General features: G+C 38.8%; 15 protein-coding genes. 7 read left to right on the top strand and 8 right to left on the bottom strand.

Features of this window, described 5'->3' with window-relative positions; translation table 11 throughout:
- Positions 1-40: 40 nt before the first annotated feature.
- The 3 genes from R3E32_01730 to R3E32_01720 all read right to left on the bottom strand — a co-directional run bounded on the left by R3E32_01730 (position 41) and on the right by R3E32_01720 (position 4,344).
- On the bottom strand, positions 41-664 hold the full coding sequence (locus R3E32_01730; protein ID MEZ4883427.1) for a Uma2 family endonuclease: 624 nt from the start codon (positions 662-664) through the stop codon (positions 41-43).
- A gap of 200 nt (positions 665-864) precedes the next feature.
- Positions 865-3,126, bottom strand: coding sequence for a beta-glucosidase BglX (gene bglX, locus R3E32_01725; GenBank protein ID MEZ4883426.1), 2,262 nt, complete (start codon positions 3,124-3,126; stop codon positions 865-867).
- Positions 3,127-3,159: 33 nt separating this feature from the next.
- Entirely contained in the window at positions 3,160-4,344 is a 1,185-nt protein-coding gene (locus R3E32_01720; protein MEZ4883425.1) for a family 16 glycosylhydrolase, read from the bottom strand.
- Between the two features lie 299 nt (positions 4,345-4,643).
- Between R3E32_01720 and argH the strand changes: the two genes are divergently transcribed.
- Complete coding sequence (gene argH / locus R3E32_01715) at positions 4,644-6,026, top strand: argininosuccinate lyase (protein ID MEZ4883424.1); 1,383 nt, start codon at positions 4,644-4,646, stop codon at positions 6,024-6,026.
- 67 nt (positions 6,027-6,093) lie between these two features.
- Positions 6,094-7,128 carry an amidohydrolase family protein gene (locus R3E32_01710; GenBank protein MEZ4883423.1) on the top strand — a complete coding sequence of 345 codons (1,035 nt, stop codon included), beginning with the start codon at positions 6,094-6,096 and terminating at the stop codon, positions 7,126-7,128.
- A gap of 127 nt (positions 7,129-7,255) precedes the next feature.
- On the opposite strand, the gene R3E32_01705 is transcribed toward R3E32_01710, so the two are convergent.
- The 3 genes from R3E32_01705 to R3E32_01695 form a co-directional block, all read right to left on the bottom strand.
- A complete protein-coding gene (locus R3E32_01705) occupies positions 7,256-8,362 on the bottom strand; it encodes a YCF48-related protein (GenBank protein MEZ4883422.1) in 1,107 nt (368 codons plus the stop codon).
- 262 nt (positions 8,363-8,624) lie between these two features.
- A complete protein-coding gene (locus R3E32_01700) occupies positions 8,625-9,371 on the bottom strand; it encodes a TIR domain-containing protein (GenBank protein MEZ4883421.1) in 747 nt (248 codons plus the stop codon).
- A 115-nt stretch (positions 9,372-9,486) separates the two neighbouring features.
- Positions 9,487-10,776: a hypothetical protein gene (locus R3E32_01695; GenBank protein ID MEZ4883420.1), complete on the bottom strand. Its 1,290-nt coding sequence runs from the start codon at positions 10,774-10,776 to the stop codon at positions 9,487-9,489.
- A gap of 164 nt (positions 10,777-10,940) precedes the next feature.
- Here R3E32_01695 and R3E32_01690 point away from each other — a divergent pair, with 164 nt between their 5' ends.
- The 3 genes from R3E32_01690 (at position 10,941) to R3E32_01680 (ending at position 12,889) form a co-directional block, all read left to right on the top strand.
- On the top strand, positions 10,941-11,750 hold the full coding sequence (locus R3E32_01690) for a TerC family protein (protein ID MEZ4883419.1): 810 nt from the start codon (positions 10,941-10,943) through the stop codon (positions 11,748-11,750).
- Positions 11,751-11,754: 4 nt separating this feature from the next.
- Complete coding sequence (locus R3E32_01685; GenBank protein MEZ4883418.1) at positions 11,755-12,180, top strand: hypothetical protein; 426 nt, start codon at positions 11,755-11,757, stop codon at positions 12,178-12,180.
- 145 nt (positions 12,181-12,325) lie between these two features.
- Complete coding sequence (locus tag R3E32_01680) at positions 12,326-12,889, top strand: hypothetical protein (GenBank protein ID MEZ4883417.1); 564 nt, start codon at positions 12,326-12,328, stop codon at positions 12,887-12,889.
- Positions 12,890-13,050: 161 nt separating this feature from the next.
- Here R3E32_01680 and R3E32_01675 read toward each other — a convergent pair whose 3' ends face one another.
- Positions 13,051-13,194 carry a DUF5522 domain-containing protein gene (locus R3E32_01675; protein MEZ4883416.1) on the bottom strand — a complete coding sequence of 48 codons (144 nt, stop codon included), beginning with the start codon at positions 13,192-13,194 and terminating at the stop codon, positions 13,051-13,053.
- Between the two features lie 8 nt (positions 13,195-13,202).
- A complete protein-coding gene (locus R3E32_01670) occupies positions 13,203-14,252 on the bottom strand; it encodes a rhodanese-related sulfurtransferase (protein MEZ4883415.1) in 1,050 nt (349 codons plus the stop codon).
- Positions 14,253-14,567: 315 nt separating this feature from the next.
- Between R3E32_01670 and R3E32_01665 the strand changes: the two genes are divergently transcribed.
- Positions 14,568-15,968, top strand: a complete 1,401-nt coding sequence (locus R3E32_01665; GenBank protein ID MEZ4883414.1) for a M12 family metallopeptidase — start codon at positions 14,568-14,570, stop codon at positions 15,966-15,968.
- 292 nt (positions 15,969-16,260) lie between these two features.
- Positions 16,261-16,863 (top strand): DUF4377 domain-containing protein, encoded by a 603-nt coding sequence (locus tag R3E32_01660; GenBank protein MEZ4883413.1) that lies wholly within the window; start codon positions 16,261-16,263, stop codon positions 16,861-16,863.
- Positions 16,864-16,966 lie beyond the last annotated feature (103 nt).

The following is a 16,966-nucleotide window of genomic DNA, read 5'->3' as shown; positions in this document are numbered from 1 at the left end:
TACTGCAACAGCAACTCTATTGCATTGAAGGATGTATCTCCTATTTCGGAAATACGTCCTTCAATACAATCTCCAAACCTTCAAATACCTTTGAAGTCAAGGCATCTTCATCCGTCAATGCGGCAAAAATAGTTTCTGAAACAAATCTGTTCGTTGTATCGTCCAGATGATAGGCAAATGCCAAATTGTGTTCGGGGTCAATTACCCAATACTCCAAAACACCTGCCTCTTGATACAATTCAAACTTGTCTTTCATCTCCTTCTTAGAATTCCCGGGCGATAGAATCTCCACCACTAAATCAGGCGCGCCTACACAACCTTGTGTATCTAATTTGTCTTCGTCACAAACCACACACAAATCTGGCTGAACAACAGTATCTATCTTGTTTCCTTTGATTTTGGATTTAGGAAGGGGCAAACGAACATCAAAAGGAGCAGCAAAAACATCGCATTTTTTCGTAGAAAAATGTTTATATATCAACACATATAGGTTTCCTGAAATTCGTTGATGCTTCACATTTGGAGCTGCCATTGGCAATAAACGACCTTTCAACAGTTCCACTCTCTCTTTGAATTGCCAAAGAAGGTAATCTGCATAGGTGTAATGTTTGTTCAAATCAAGTTGGCTAAGAGAAGTAATCATCGTTTTTGTTTTTTGGTTCATTGACAATTTTTGTGGGGTCTATCAAAGACTTCGGTAGTTTCGTTTCATACGAAAATGATTTTCAATAAAATGGGCATGTAATTTTTTAAAGCATAAACTACCGAAGTCTAATCTCACAATATTTGTCAATGAACCTATTTTTTTTTAGAATAACGATTGGGAGAAGTTGAAGTTTTTTTTAGGACGACTCACAGGTCAATCTATTTCAAAATAAACGTATCCTTCAATACCGTTTCCGAACTTCCACCCACCATCACATCAAAATCACCAGCCTCCACAACAAACTTTCCTTGATTGTTGTAAAAACCCAATTCTTGTTCGGTCAATGTAAATTCAACCATTTTGCTCTCTCCTGCCTTCAAAGCAATCTTTTCAAAACCCTTCAATTCTTTGACGGGACGGGCTACACTTGCCACTCGGTCACGAATGTATAACTGAACCACTTCTTCGCCATCCATTTTACCCGTATTTTTCACATTGACAGAGACTTGCACTTCCTTTTTATCGCTATTTACCGCAACTTTGAAGTCTGAATATGTAAAATCTGTGTAGCTCAATCCATGCCCAAAGGCATAAAGCGGGTCATTGGTTTCATCATTGTAATGCGTCCAAAAAACTTCCCCCTTATTTTTTGCCGCAGAACGACCCGACTCTTTGTAGTTGTAATAAATCGGCACCTGTCCCACCTGTCTTGGAAAAGTCATTGGAAGTTTACCACTCGGATTGTAGTCACCATACAAAACCTCTGCAACCGCATGACCAGTTTGCGAACCCAACTGCCAAGCCTCTACAATGGCAGGCACATTTTCGTCTGCCCAAGTCACCGCCAAAGGACGACCATTCATCAATACCAAAACTATATTTGGGTTTACAGCATGAACTGCCTCCAATAATTCTTGTTGTAATCCTGGTAATTGAAGACTCGAGCGGCTGCGCCCCTCCCCTGATTGAAAACCATTTTCTCCCAAAACCATCACAACAATATCCACCTCCTTTGCAGCAGCTACGGCTTCTTCTATCCCCGTTTTGTCGGTGGTATTGATGGGCAATTGAAGGTGAAAAACAGGGTCTTCCAAATTCAACTTTACACCCATAGAATAATTCAATTCATTGCCATCATAAGCTTTCATTCCCTCCAATACCGAAACAGCTGTATGGTTGTCAGAAGCCAATCTCCAATTGCCCAAAGGACTATTTTTATCATCCGCCAAAGCTCCAATCAAAGCAATTTTTTTGCCTTTTTTGGGGAGAGGCAACACATTTCCTTCGTTCTTCAACAATACAATGGATTTTTTCGCCAAGTCCAAAGCTGCAGCATGGTGATCAGCATGATTCATAAGCGTTTTTTCTCTCTCCTCATCGCAGTACCGGTAAGGGTCATCGAACAATCCCAAAGCAAATTTCACCCGCAATATCCGCCTTACAGCATCGTCAATATAGTCCATTTTCACCTTGCCTGTTTCCACTAAGTTCTTCAAATGATCTACATAAGCATGAGATTCCATATCCATATCGGAACCTGCAGTTGCAGCGATAAGAGCAGCATGAGCATCATCTTCTGCAAAACCGTGGTTTTTAAGTTCTCCGATAGAACCCCAATCCGACACCACAAAACCTTCAAACCCCCATTCTCCCTTCAAAATATCCCTTTGCAGAAAAGGGTCACCTGTTGCAGGAACACCATTCAACGAACTGAACGAGTTCATAAATGTTTGTATGCCTGCTTCTTTCGCTGCTTTGAAAGGAGGCAATATGACATTGTAAAGCGTTGAAAGTCCAACATCTACTGTATTGTACTCCTTACCTGACTCCACAAAACCATAGCCTGCAAAATGTTTGGCGCAAGCTGCAATCGTATTCGCTGCACTTAAATCCTCTCCCTGAAAACCTTTCACCCTTGCTACCGCAATCTGAGTTCCCAGATAGGTATCCTCTCCTCCTCCTTCCATCACACGCCCCCAACGGGCATCCCTCGAAATATCCATCATTGGCGCAAAAGTCCAATTCAAACCTGCTGCCGATGCTTCAATAGCTGCAATGCGAGCCGACTCTTCAATCGCCTTCAAATCCCAACTTGCAGATTCTGCCAATGGAATCGGACTAATCGTTTTGAAGCCGTGAATCACATCAAAACCAAAGATGAGTGGAATCCCCAACCTCGATTCTTCAACAGCTATTTTTTGCATGGCACGCACCTGTTTCGCTCCACGCACATTGAGCATCGAACCCACTTTTCCCGATTTGATGTGGTCATATTTGTACTTATTATCCCCATCTTTTGGAGCAGGACCCGTTGCATCAAAGAAGCCAGAATATTGGTTCATTTGACCGACCTTTTCTTCTAAGGTCATTTCTTTTAGTAGAACGTCTATTTTTGACTCCGTTTTTTTGTCTTGGGCAATCATAAATGTGGTAAAAAACAAACAGATGATAGGCAAAAGGAAGTAATATTTCTTAGTCATTTTTTTGATTTATTTATTAGGCTGTTGGTGATTTTATTTTAGTTGAAAAACCCTAACATAATCCACATACATCCTTTGTGGAAACTGCGTTGTAGCATCGGGTGAACCTGGCCATTGGCCACCTACTGCAATATTGAAGATGAAGAAAAAGTCTTTGTTGAAGGGATAGTTTCCGTTTACGTCCACATTCGTTAGGCGGTAAAATTCATTGTCATCCACATACCATTTAATTGAATTCGCTTCCCACACCAAAGAAAATACATGGTATTTATCCGAGAATTTTTCGCCTCCATTCAAATAATATCCCTTTCCCTGATAGTTGCTATACCCTTGCCCCTGTGCGCCCCAATGCGCTGTTCCATGAGTCGTTGAAGGTTCGTGTCCAACCAATTCCATGATGTCAATTTCGCCACAAGCAGGCCAGCCAATGTCTCCAATATTTTGTCCCAACATCCAAAGTGCAGGCCAAATGCCTTGACCTTCTGGCAAAATCGCTCTGATGTCTATGCGACCAAAAGTGAAGGTTTGTTTGTTTTGGGTGATAAGTCTTGCAGAAGTGTAAGCCGAAGCATTGAAGCTCTCTTTCTTGGCTTCAATGACCAAATTTCCATCCGTCAAATAGGCATTATCAGTGCGGTCGGTATAGTATTGAAGTTCTTGATTGCCCCAACCATGTCCACCGATTTCACGTGTCCAATCTGCTGCGTTGAGAGCAATTCCTTCAAATTCATCGCTCCATACCAAGTTGTAACCTGTATAAGATTCAGGAGTAATGTAGCCATTTTCTGGCATTTCTACGACGTTACGAATCGTTCCCAGGCCTTCTCCATTTAAAATTGTGGCATTTACAGCATTGGACAACACCACTTTGAATTCCTCGTCTGCTTCATTTAAATTATCGGGTAATACCTCTACTTCAATGAAGGCAGTTTGCTGCCCTATTGGAATATTCAAGGTTCCTGTCGTCTTTACAAAATCTATTCCTTCATCTGCTGTAACTTCAAGGGTCTTGTAATCTACTCTCACTATATCTTCAGCTACAATGTTAAGAGAAACTTGAAAACGAAAGGTTTGACCCTCGTTTCCTTCAAAAAGGGTGACACTACCAATGGATAATTGTGGCAATTCTGGAGTTGGAGTATCATCTGATTTTTTGTCACCACAAGCTGCAGTGAGTAAGTTGAAAACAAGGATAGAAAAGAATAAGAATTTGTTCATCAAAGGTTTTTTTTGAATTATCAATCCCAAAGATAGTGCTTATTTTGATTCGATATTTAGTTCATAAGTTACACAGTCCATTAGGTCTTAAATATTTGTAGAAAACAACAATGGAACTACATAAGGGTTCAACCTATTTATTTATTTTCCTATAATTTCGTACAAAACAGACTCTACCAACCAACTAATCATCTTCAAAACATAAATTTACTAAAAAACTTGCACACTTCAATCCTATCCCCTAACTTTGGCGAAATTTAACCCTACCTTAAATAAAGGTTAAAAAAAAGCAACACTATATGAAGCTTTGGCAAAAAGGCTTTGAAGTAAACAAAGAAATCGAAAAATTTACTGTCGGAAAAGACAAAGAATTAGACGTTTTCCTCGCTCCACACGATGTATTAGGATCTCTGGCACATATCAAAATGTTAGAGAGTATTGGATTGCTTTCCTCCAATGAACACCAAATTCTCTCCCAAGAACTCCAAAACATTTACCACGAAATCCAAGCCGAACAATTTGAAATTGAAGACGGTGTAGAAGACGTTCACTCACAAGTAGAGGGAATGTTGACGCAACGATTGGGTGACATGGGCAAAAAAATCCACAGCGGACGTTCCCGCAACGACCAAGTTCTGGTGGATTTGAAGTTGTTCATTAGGGACGAACTGCAAGAAGTCGTGGAATACATTCAGCCCCTTTTTGACCTTTTATTGCATCAAAGCGAAAAATACAAAGCTGTTTTGATGCCAGGCTATACGCACTATCAAGTAGCGATGCCTTCCTCTTTCGGATTGTGGTTTGCCGCTTATGCCGAAAGTTTGGTGGACGATATGCTCCTGTTGCAGGCAGCTTACCGAGTTTCTAACAAAAACCCATTGGGTTCGGCAGCAGGATATGGTTCATCTTTTCCTCTGAACCGTCAAATGACCACCGATTTGTTGGGATTTGAAGCCTTGAACTATAATGTAGTCTATGCACAAATGGGTCGTGGCAAAACCGAAAGAATCGTAGCTTCGGCTTTGGCTTCCGTTGCAGCGACTTTAGCAAAAATGGCGCAGGACGTATGCCTATTTATGAGTCAAAACTTTGGCTTTGTGAGCCTTCCGAAAGATTTGACCACAGGTTCGAGCATCATGCCACAAAAAAAGAACCCCGATGTATTTGAGTTGATTCGAGCCAAATGCAACAAAATTCAAGCTTTACCCAATGAAATTGCGATGATTACCACCAACTTACCCGTTGGGTATCACCGTGATTTGCAGGTCATCAAAGAAAGTTTTTTGCCTGTATTCAAAGAAATGAAAGATTGCTTGGGCATTGCTCACTACGCATTGCAGCACATCATTGTGAAGGAAGGTTTGGTAGAAGATGAAATGTATAAGTATATGTTCAGTGTTGAAGTGGTCAATCAGTTAGTCCTTGAAGGTGTGCCGTTTAGAGATGCTTATAAGCAAATTGGGATGGACATTGAAGCGGGCAACTTCAAGCCTTCTTACGATTTGAAGCACACACACGAAGGAAGTATAGGCAATTTGTGCAACGATCAGATACGGCAATTGATGAAAGATGTATTGGAGGAATTTCGGTTCCAGCAGGTTCGGGAAGCATTGGAGGCTTTGTTGACGACTGATGTTTCTTCTATTGAATCTCCACAAAACGAAAAACATTCTATTTCTTAAAATATTAATTGAGGCGTTCACTTTTCCAGTGAACGCCTTTTTTTTGAACCATAAACAAACATTTTGTATGACAACTCTAACAGCAACACAAACACAGAGAGTTCAGACACAGCAAGAAGTAATTAACTCGCTTGAACCATGGGACTTGCGAAGTATCGTTACGAAAAAGATTATGGACAAAGGCGGTTGGGTGAACACACACAATCACTTAGATCGTGCCTATACTTTGAATGCAGAAACGTTCCCTTACACCAATGCTTACTTGAAAGATAAATGGTATATCGTTGATAAAATGAAAAGTGAGTCGACTGTCGACCAGATTTACGGACGTATGGCAAAAGCGACCGAATATTTTTTGGAGCAAGGCGTACAAGCGTTGGGTACTTTCATTGATATTGACGACATCATGGAAGACAAATCTATCAAGGCGGCCATTCGTTTGAGAGACAATTATGGCAGTGACATCGAAATCAAATTTGTGAACCAAGTTTTGAAGGGAGTAATTGACCCAAAATCTCGTGCATGGTTTGATTTGGGAGCACAGTTTGTGGATATTATCGGTGGATTGCCTGCAAAAGACGATGGACACGAAGAAGAACACCTCGATATTTTGCTTACAACTGCAAAAAGTATGGGCAAAATGGCACACGTTCACATTGACCAATTTAACTCTCCTGACGAAAAGGAAACCGAACTATTGGCCCGCAAAACCATCGAACATGGTATGCAAGGTAGAGTCGTTGGAGTGCATGGTATTTCGATTGGCGCACATCCTTTGACCTACCGCAAAGAATTGTACAGTTTGATGCGTGAGGCGGATTTGATGATGATTGCTTGCCCAACGGCATGGATTGACCACGACCGCACAGAACGTTTAGTGCCAAGTCACAATTCGGTTACGCCAATTGACGAACTACTTCCTGAAGGCATCACCGTTGGTCTGGGCGTTGATAACATTTCGGATGTGTACAAGCCTTATTCTGATGGAAATATGTGGACAGAACTTCGAGTAGCTTTGGAATCTTGCCACTTCTACGATATTGACCAGCTTGTGAACTTGGCTACGACCAATGGTTTGCGGGTGTTGGGAATTACTGAATAAAATGTTTTTTTTTATTCCAATGGCGAGAATTCATTCTCTAATATAGGTTATAGGATAAGTGACTTCGCCATTCTTGAAAATATTTGACCTTCAAGTAGATAGAATACGCATCGTTAGACAATTCTATCTACTTGATGTCAAACCTATTGATTGTTTTTCCAATACTGAAAAGGGTATTTTTTGAAGGGGAATAACTCAATCCCGTAAAATCACACTCTTTAGGAATTTCCGTTTTTGTCCATTCCATTCCTCCATCTATTGTTTGAAAAACCTCATAAAATTTCAATACCAATAGAGGCTCAAAATTTCCTTCAAAGACTTCAAAAACAGGGCTAAATACAAACCCCTCTGTTCTTGAGCTAAAGTGAATCAATGCGTGTGAATTCATTGGACTACTGATCTCCTTCCAAGAATTTCCACTATCTTTTGTTTGATAAATAGCTCTCCCACAGATAGCAAACCCAAACTCTTCATCAATAAAGTACATTGAACTTAGAGTAGCATTATTAGGTTGTGGATTTGACGCTATTTGCCAATTCAAACCATTATCTTTAGACTTCAATATAAAGGATTTGTTGTATTCATCTGAACCCCATATTATCAAAAATGAAGAAGTTGCAGTGAATTGGTAAGACCTTATCCGCTTTAATGGTAGAGGAATTTCATTCCATGTCTCCCCTTTGTTGTTTGTTTTGACCATTCGCAATTCTGAATTATCATCCTCATTGCGAACGGTAAACAAGCCCAGTCCGTTTTCTTGATCAAAGAAAATTAAATCGTGAATGTTCAAAACATTTTCAAAATATCTTTCCGCCCAATTCTCTCCACCATCACTTGTATGCAATAAAACAGCTCCACTATGTGTATTAGTAGAAAAATCAAAAATGCTTTTACCTCCAATATAACCAATGGATTCATCTATGAAGTAAATGGTCTGCAAGTGAGCAAATCTATCCGAATTTGAAGTAGTTTTTTTGTAATTGGTCAGTTCCCAATCAAGACCACCATTTGAAGTTTTGAGAATAGTCCCTGCAATTCCTACTACGTAGCCCACTTCGTTTGAAGTAAAAAATAAATCACTTTTAGAGTTATTAAAGTAGTCGACAGTATTTATTGCCCATCTATCCAATACCTCTGTACATGACGATTCAGTGAAAGGTTCTTTCTCCTTATTGCATGCTAATAGGGCGAGAAGGGGAAAGAAACAAAAAAAGAAAGAGATAAGTTTATTCATGTATAGTAGAACGATTTTTTTGAGAAAATAGGTGGACTGAACTTCGTATGGCTTTAATGTCGTGCCGTTTTCGCAATATTGACCAGCCTGTGAACTTGGCAACTATGGTTTTACAAGTTTTGGGTATTTAAAGATAATTTGTAAAAAGGAGCTTATAGATTACAGTAATTTTGAAAATTACTGTAATCTCCTATTTTGAGACAAGCTCATTCTATTCCTTCAAAATCTTCTCTTTCGCCTCTGCAGAAGTTAAATGCTTGTATCAGAACTTATCTCCCAACAAACCAAGCACTGCATAGGTAATTTTATTTCGTTCCAACAATTCTTCCTGATGCGACACCAATCCCAACATAGAACCTCTTGTTATTTGTTTCAATCTACTTTTGAGGATGGTCAAAGAATCGGTAAAATCTTGGTCGCCTTTTTGGGTCGCAATCAAATCCAATTCGTTCAAAGCTTCGGGAAGTTTGCCATCCGATATCAAAGCCCTAATTTTCGTTACATCCCATGTTTTTTCTGTCTGTTTTTCAGAAGCTATGTTTACGACCTCCTTTGCTTTTTCTTCAATAATTTTCACCAAGTCCCCTACCACACTAATCCAAGCTTCATCCTCGTTCTGCCAATTGCTGATAGGTTGTCCAGACCTCGGAAGTCCTTGGAAATCAGAAAATTCACTTCCTTGAAAATAAACGGGACGAATCAACATTGGCACAATTCTCACCTCTCCTCTCTTGCCTCTTTCCATTAGGATAGGTATTTCAAAATCATTGATAAAATCAGATGCCAAAAAATCCGAGCTTACCAACAAAATAGCAATGTGTACAGTTCTTAGTTTCTTTTCGATCTCCTCTTTCCAGTTTTGGCCGCCTGCTATTTGTTCATCGTCCCAAACATCAATTTCATTTCTTCTAATCATCAAAGAAAGATGCTTCAACAATTTGTCTTTGAAGGGTTTGTCTTCTTTGGCATAAGAAAGGAAAATGCTGGTTGGATTTTGTTGTGTATTCAATTCTTCAGTTTTTAGTGCTTGAGAGATAAGTGTCAAATTCTATCTACCTGTATCACATTCAAAGATATAAAATTTATATTATTTTTTTGAGTTTTAACAAATTTATACACCATTTTCAACTTTGCTCCTCTACATTCCACTTCCACGATACCTTCAATGCCCGACTCAATATATACCCACTCCAAAACAACACAATCGGCACTACGACATACAACATTCTCGGATAAGCCGACAACAAACTCGTTGCTCCCAAATACACAAAACTCAGTAAAACTATGTAGTTCACTTCAATAGGAATTTTACAAAGATTCATCACCCAAAGAATGGTCGCCAACAACATCACCGATAACAACAAAACATTGGGCGGAAACCGAAGCATCGTTGTATCTCGCTGTGGAAAATAACTAATAGGCATCCCAAAAAATAGGCGGCTCACATTGCTGACCACATTTCGGAGGTATTTGACAGGACGGTTTTGGATGTTTTGCAGGGCAATGGTTTTGTAGGCATTGTCTTGCTCAATGATTGGCAAACTGAGGATGTAATCCATGTCTGCTTGATGGTTTTTGGCGAGTAGTTCGGCATTGCAGGGAAAAACAGTGTCGTGGCAATTGGCGGTAAAAGTGCTGTTGTTCCAATCTCCATACTCATTCTCGAAGGGCGTACTCATCCAATACAAAGAACTTCCACCCGAATTTCCCCAATATAAATATTTTCCAGTAAGTGAATACGTGTAAGTTAAATATGGAACATTGACGAGGAAAGCAAGTACAAAAACAAGCAATAAATTTCGGATAGTTTCTCCCTTCAATTGAAGTTGTCGCCTCAAAACAAATTGCAGCCCTGCAATGAATAACAGAACCAAAACCACATATCCAAAAACAATCTTGGTCAATGCCAAATAACCCAATACCACACCACTTCCCCAAACAAATTTTCGTTCCCCACCAACATTTGCACGAACAAACAAATACAAAAACAGAGTAATCAAAAATAGGCTGAATGGTTCGGTCAAAATGCTTCCCAATTCCTGATAGCTGATGTAATAGCAGCCCCAAATAACTCCAATAAAAGTAGCGATTTTATGAGACACATAATAGCTAAGTGATCGATGCAAAAAGACAATGGATAAGTATTGAAACACAGCATTGAAAAGCGTGATACACAGCAAAGGCAAACCCAAATAGACAAAAGGCATCAAAAAAATGGGATAGCCTGGCCCATTCCACAAATTGAAGTCAGGTGATTTGGGAGAATAAAATCCGTGTGTTAAATTTTCTGCAAATTGATAGTAGCGACCTTCGTCGCCGCTAAAGGAATCTTCGTGTAGCAACAACACCAATGTGGTATAGAGCAAAAGGAAAGGAAGGTATTGCAGGTAGGCGTTCAACTTAGGGATGTTCATGCGTGAGTTGTTTTGTCCAAACAAAAGTAAGTCAAAAATAGACTATTATCAAACTTGAAAGTTGCCAAGCTCGCTAGCTATCTAAAGTTTTCGATGAATCAAAATAATCCGTATTTTGCAGCATCTATTCTACATTTTTTCACCAAAACAATCAATCACAACCAATGGAAACCCTAAATATTGATAATCTTTTCACCCTCTTCATGCTCATCATGCTACAAGCAGTTTTAGGTTTTGACAACCTACTGTATATTTCCTTAGAATCTAAAAATGCGCCAGCCGACAAACAATCGTATGTACGGAAAGTCGGCATTGGTTTGGCGATTATCTTGCGTATTGTTTTGTTATTTATCCTTATCAGCGTTATTCAATATTTTCAAGACCCCATTTTCGGCATACATATTGGAGATTATGTGCATAGTCAGTTCAACATTCACAGCCTCATTGTGTTGTTAGGGGGAGCGTTCATTATTTACACTGCCATGAAAGAAATATGGCACATGATTTCTTTGCAATCTGAGGATGAACACGGACATATAGAGCAAAAGAAAAGTTCTTCAACAGGTCAAGTTATATTTATGATTGTATTGATGAACCTTGTTTTTTCTTTCGATTCCATCTTGAGTGCCATGGCTTTGACCAAGGTTTTTTGGGTGATGGCAACAGCAATTATCATTGGTGGTCTTCTGATGATGTGGCTTTCGGATCGGGTCTCCAACTTTTTGCAGCAAAATCGAATGTATGAAGTTTTGGGTTTATTTGTATTGTTTTTGGTCGGCGTTATGTTACTTTCAGAAGGAGGACATTTGGCGCATATAGAATTGTGGGGTAGCGAAATACACCCTATGAGCAAGGCTACTTTCTACTTCATTTTGTTCATTATGGTCATAACCGATGTGGTACAAGGTCGCTATCAGAAAAAACTGATAATGGAAACTGCGGCAAATCGTTCACAGTTGCAAAATAATAGTTAAAATCATGCACTTTCAAATAAAAACTACTGTCCAACAAGACTACCAAAACGTATTTGTTGGTTTCGATAGAAAATTGTTTTTGGCACTCAATCCTCCTTTGATGCCCCTCAAACTTTTGCGTTTTGATGGCTGCAAAACGGGTGACGAAGTGCATTTGCAGTTAGCATTTGGGATGAAATGGATCAGTTTAGTAACTGATTTTCAGGAAAGGGGAGATGAGATTTTCTTTATTGACGAAGGTGTTCAACTCCCTTTTTTCCTCTCTAATTGGCGACACAAACACCGTATCATCAAAAACAAAACGGGTAGCATTCTAATTGATGATATCACCTATCGAAGCTCTTCCAAAATAATGGATTATTTGCTCTATCCAGTGTTGTGGTTGCAATTCAAATACCGCAGTCCTATTTATCGAAAGTTGTTTCGCTAAAAAAAAACTTTATTAATAGAAATCTTAACTTCAACGAAAACCGTTATATTCAATGAGATCATGACTTTTGAAGTTTACTTTTACATCTTCAAAAGTTCACAAAGACCATATACTTGTTTATCTATCTTCTAAAAACACAAACAGAATGAAAAAATTAACTTATTTATTGGCGATCTTGTCATTTGTATGCTTTCTAAACATCAATGCACAAGCACAAACACCAGAAAAAAAGGGATTCGATAAAAGTCGATTATTTACAGGTGGAAGTATTGGCTTGAGCTTCTCCAACAACTATTCTTTCGTTGAAGTATCGCCAATCATCGGTTACTATTTCACCGACAAGTTTTCGGCAGGATTAGGTCCTTCGTATCAATACCACAAGTTTGGTTTCCTCGATTATAGCTTCAATATAATCGGAGCAAATGCTTTTGCCCGTTACGATATTTTGGACAATTTTTTCCTGCATGGAGAATACGGCGTATTTTCTTACAAAGATGACTCAGATAATAGTCGACAGAGTTTTTCTATGTTGCCCATTGGAGGAGGATACCGCCAATTTATGGGGCGTACTTCCATCTATGCCATGGCTTTGTACGACATGTTTTATGCCAAAAACAAAGACAATCAAAACCTATTTTATTTTGTGGGTAATGGCCTTCGTACCAATACAGGGTGGATATTCAGAGTTGGTGTAAATTTTGGGTTCTAAATGAGTTTATTTGACTAAAAGGTATCTGTTCCGGGCTGCTATTATCCTAATCAACCATCAAGAGCCAAATTTTAGATATTCTTATATCATCGGATGAGGGCTTCAAATTAGTATTCCTCATCCGATGAATTTTAAAAGTTTAGTTCGATGATATTCCTATTCTATTTCTTCTTCTTATACCCATAAGGACAATGCTTACAACCATTTTTGCAGCAGTAACCCCGCTCCAAAAGATACTTTTCAGTCAATACCATTAGCCCTTCTTTATTGAAGTAAAAATCAATTCCTTCTTCCAACTTTGCCATCTTTTGCGCTATTTCTCTTTTCGTTCTTCATATAATTTTGGACGCAACCGATTATTGCGTCCCTTGCGGTAAATCTGTTGCCCTTTTTCGATGCCTTTTCGCCGTTCTTTTTGTTCTTCAAAAGGTAGGTGAATCGTTTCTTGACAGTCTTCACCACAGCAAGCATCGTATTTTGCAGCACACTCCTCACACTGAATAAACAACAAATGACAAGCATCATTTGCACAGTTGATGTGTGTATCACATGGTTTCCCACATTGATGACACTCACTAATGATTTCATCCGAAATCCGCTCACCCAATCGGTCATCAAATACAAAGTTTTTACCTCTAAATTTGTTCTCCAGCCCCTTCTGTTCCACCTCATGAGCATAGTTGATAATGCCTCCATTCAGTTGATGCACCTTCTTGAAACCCTTGTGTTTGAACCATGCACTCGCCTTTTCACATCGAATACCGCCTGTACAATACATCACAATATTTTTGTCTTCCTTACCCTTCAAAATGTCCTCTACAATCGGCAGTGAATCCCGAAAAGTATCTACATCAGGACAAATCGCATTCTCAAAATGCCCCACCTCACTCTCATAGTGATTCCGCATATCCACAATAACCGTTTCCTTATCGGCTGCCAACTGATTGAATTCTTCCGCATTCAAGTGCTTCCCTTTATTCGTCACTTCAAAGGTTTCATCATTCAAACCATCCGCCAGAATTTTGGGTCGAATCTTGATTTTCAATACATAGAACGACTTCCCATCATCTTCCACTGCAATGTTCAAACGCACATTGTCCAAAAAATCAATGCTATACAACTGCCTTTTCCATGCTTCAAAATGTGGTTCAGGCACACTCAATTGAGCATTAATCCCTTCAGTCGCCACATAAATACGGCCAAAAACACTATACTGTTCCCATGTACGGTAGAGTTCATTGCGAAATGCTTCCACATCATCAATTTTCGCATATTGATAAAACGACAATGTAACCCGTTTAAAAGGTTCTTCAACGAGTTTTTCCTTCAATAGTCTTTTGTCAAATTTGTTGTAAAGAGCCATTTTTTATAAATACTTGATGATTGATGTTGGATTCTGCAAAAATACAAATTTTCTAAAATAACTTTTGTACAGCGATAAACACAGATTTTATGAAAGAGTTCCCAATTCTACATTGTATTGAATGTAGTTGCCATAAGCAAATAAATAAATAAATTTCCTATAAACTACTAACAATAATCATTTTAAACCGTTTAAAACCATTTTGACTACTATTTTTATTAAAAATGTGGTTTTATCTGCCTTCCCATTACCCTTATCTTTGTGGTATCATTATTAACAAACAACAATTGTAAACTTTAATTAAAACCTCAAAAGATGAAAAACACAATGTTAAACATCAGCCGACTTTCAGTAGTCATCATTTGCAGCTTAATTCTTAGCTTTCTTTTTGCAGACAACGCATGGGCGCAACGCAGTTTCAAAAGAAAACCTTTGGTCATCCAAAAAAACACCACGATTAGCCCAAAGATTTTTGGACAATTAGATCCCGAAATGTACAAACCCGAAGTTACGAACCGTGATATTAGACAAGCTTCCATTCAATTGCCTTTCGCAAAAAGCCCACAAACTTTGAATGTAGAAGTCATTGACGGATTGGTACTTTTAGATGGCGACATTATTGTAGGGCGAGCAGTTGAAGTATTTGGTGACGGTGCTGCTGCAATCAGTGGCAACAATTACCGATGGACAAACGGTGAAATCCCCTATGTGATTGCCAACAATCACCCAAAACGAAATGATATTCTAAGTGCTATCAGTCGCATCAATGCTGAAACCAAATTGTGCTTATCTCCTCGCACCAATCAGTCTGACTATGTAGAGTTTATATCAGGTGGAGGATGTGCTTCTTGGGTAGGTAAACAAGGTGGTCGTCAAGAAATTGTAATTGGAGGTTGCTCAATAGGAAGTATTCAACACGAAATTTTACACGCATCAGGGCTATTCCACGAACAATCTCGACAAGATAGAGATAGCTATATTACCATCAATTGGAACAACATCACAGCTGGCAAAAGCCACAACTTCCAAAAATACACAGATAGAGGTTATGCAGGTGTGGACTTAGGCAGTTACGATTTTGGTTCTATTATGCACTACGGCCCAACTGCTTTCAGCAAAAACGGACAACCGACCATCGTAAGCAAAGTTGCAGGTAAAACGTTTGGGCAACGTACAGCCTTAAGTACAGGTGATAAGTCAGCCGTTGCAGCTTTGTACCCCAATGGCGGATGCAACACAGGCGGCTCAACTACCAATGTAACAGAAGATTGCATTAGCTTCAATTACAATAACATATCTATCAAACCTTATACCAATGGACGCTACCGCATCATTGAAGGTACAAGTCACGCCATGTTTGTCTTTCCCAACTATGCAGAAGCCAAAAAAGCCTACGACATCATCAAATACTACAAAATGAACAAATCTTGTTTTGTAGGACGACCTGACCCTTCTTTTGAATATATGCTTGTAAACAACAATGCTCCTCAAGGAAATATGTCAGGTGAAGATTGTATAAGCTTCAATCCCAACAATATTCAGGTGAAACAAATTAGCGGACGTTGGAAAATCATAGAAGGTAGCCACTACATCTTTGACTTTGGCAGCAACTACACCGAAGCCAAGAAAACGTATGACATCATCAAAAAACACGGATTCCGAAAAACTTGTTATGTCGGACGACCTGATCCTTCTTTCCAATACATGAAAAAGTAAGTTTAAGCAAGAGGACAGAATAGAGAAGTAAAAAGTCAAACTTCAATACTTTGATTGGAAGCATGTTGAACTTCTCTTTGTTTAACAAAATTTTTGTCCAACTTCTTAAAGCCCACAATTACTAAAATCAAAAGTTTGGTAATCTTAAACTGGAAAAATTTCAAAGAACGCAAATGTTGATACACTGACTTTGCGTTCTTTGCTTTTTTTTGAAAAATATAAACATTTTGCCAAAGCAACAGCGTTTATATATAAACCACTCTAATTTTCAACACCTATTAAAACCAAAATCATGTATCAGCTTTCAGTAATTTTTTTATTTTTAATCAGTTGCAACACTACTACTGCTCCAACCTCCACTAAGCCAAGCGATGACCCTCAAAACGAATCTACTCCAACGGAAGTGCTTGATATGTGGATCAATCACTTTCAAAGTCCGTGTACTGGATCTGGAGATGCTGTACTTTGTTTACAAGCGCAGTTTGGTGAAACCATCAAAGAAGAAAATTGGGAATATTTCTACGATGCCATTGAAGGTTTTGACGACTATGAATTAGGCAATATTTACCATTTGAAAGTTTCCAAAAAAGATGTAGAAAACCCCGTTGCAGACGGATCTTCTTTTACATATCACATGGAACAATTGGTAAGCAAAAAACCAATCAGTGAAGACACCACTTTTACCTTATTTTTGAAGCAAGAAGGCGTTCCAGCCTATATCAGTAAAAATGAGGAAGTTGATAATTATGTCTTGGCAAATGAATTGGTGGTAGTGACTGATAGTGAAGCTACTGCAATGGCTCTCGACAAAAAATTAGCAGAAGAAACTCCCTTCAATGGTGTTTTCAAACATACAAACGATAGGGATGCTATTGTATTGATAGGATTGGAGTAAAACATCCATGCTGCTCTGCAATGACATACGACTCAAATAAGTTGAACCTAATATTTTTATAAAAAACGGGACTTGGATTTTTACATATCCAAGTCCCGTTTTT

The sequence above is a fragment of the Chitinophagales bacterium genome (assembly GCA_041392475.1).
GTDB lineage: Bacteria > Bacteroidota > Bacteroidia > Chitinophagales > UBA2359 > JAUHXA01.
Note: the sequence above shows the minus strand (reverse complement) of the source record. Positions and strands in the feature narration are given on the sequence as shown.

Excerpts from the sequence above, each read along its gene's own strand:
- R3E32_01695 (MEZ4883420.1), bottom strand. The coding sequence starts at position 10,776 with ATGAACATCCCTAAGTTGAACGCCTACCTGCAATACCTTCCTTTCCTT.
- R3E32_01675 (MEZ4883416.1), bottom strand. The coding sequence starts at position 13,194 with ATGGCAAAGTTGGAAGAAGGAATTGATTTTTACTTCAATAAAGAAGGG.
- R3E32_01670 (MEZ4883415.1), bottom strand. The coding sequence starts at position 14,252 with ATGGCTCTTTACAACAAATTTGACAAAAGACTATTGAAGGAAAAACTC.
- R3E32_01705 (MEZ4883422.1), bottom strand. The coding sequence starts at position 8,362 with ATGAATAAACTTATCTCTTTCTTTTTTTGTTTCTTTCCCCTTCTCGCC.
- bglX (MEZ4883426.1), bottom strand. The coding sequence starts at position 3,126 with ATGACTAAGAAATATTACTTCCTTTTGCCTATCATCTGTTTGTTTTTT.
- R3E32_01720 (MEZ4883425.1), bottom strand. The coding sequence starts at position 4,344 with ATGAACAAATTCTTATTCTTTTCTATCCTTGTTTTCAACTTACTCACT.
- R3E32_01665 (MEZ4883414.1), top strand. The coding sequence starts at position 14,568 with ATGAAAAACACAATGTTAAACATCAGCCGACTTTCAGTAGTCATCATT.
- R3E32_01685 (MEZ4883418.1), top strand. The coding sequence starts at position 11,755 with ATGCACTTTCAAATAAAAACTACTGTCCAACAAGACTACCAAAACGTA.
- R3E32_01660 (MEZ4883413.1), top strand. The coding sequence starts at position 16,261 with ATGTATCAGCTTTCAGTAATTTTTTTATTTTTAATCAGTTGCAACACT.
- R3E32_01690 (MEZ4883419.1), top strand. The coding sequence starts at position 10,941 with ATGGAAACCCTAAATATTGATAATCTTTTCACCCTCTTCATGCTCATC.
- R3E32_01680 (MEZ4883417.1), top strand. The coding sequence starts at position 12,326 with ATGAAAAAATTAACTTATTTATTGGCGATCTTGTCATTTGTATGCTTT.
- R3E32_01710 (MEZ4883423.1), top strand. The coding sequence starts at position 6,094 with ATGACAACTCTAACAGCAACACAAACACAGAGAGTTCAGACACAGCAA.
- argH (MEZ4883424.1), top strand. The coding sequence starts at position 4,644 with ATGAAGCTTTGGCAAAAAGGCTTTGAAGTAAACAAAGAAATCGAAAAA.
- R3E32_01730 (MEZ4883427.1), bottom strand. The coding sequence starts at position 664 with ATGAACCAAAAAACAAAAACGATGATTACTTCTCTTAGCCAACTTGAT.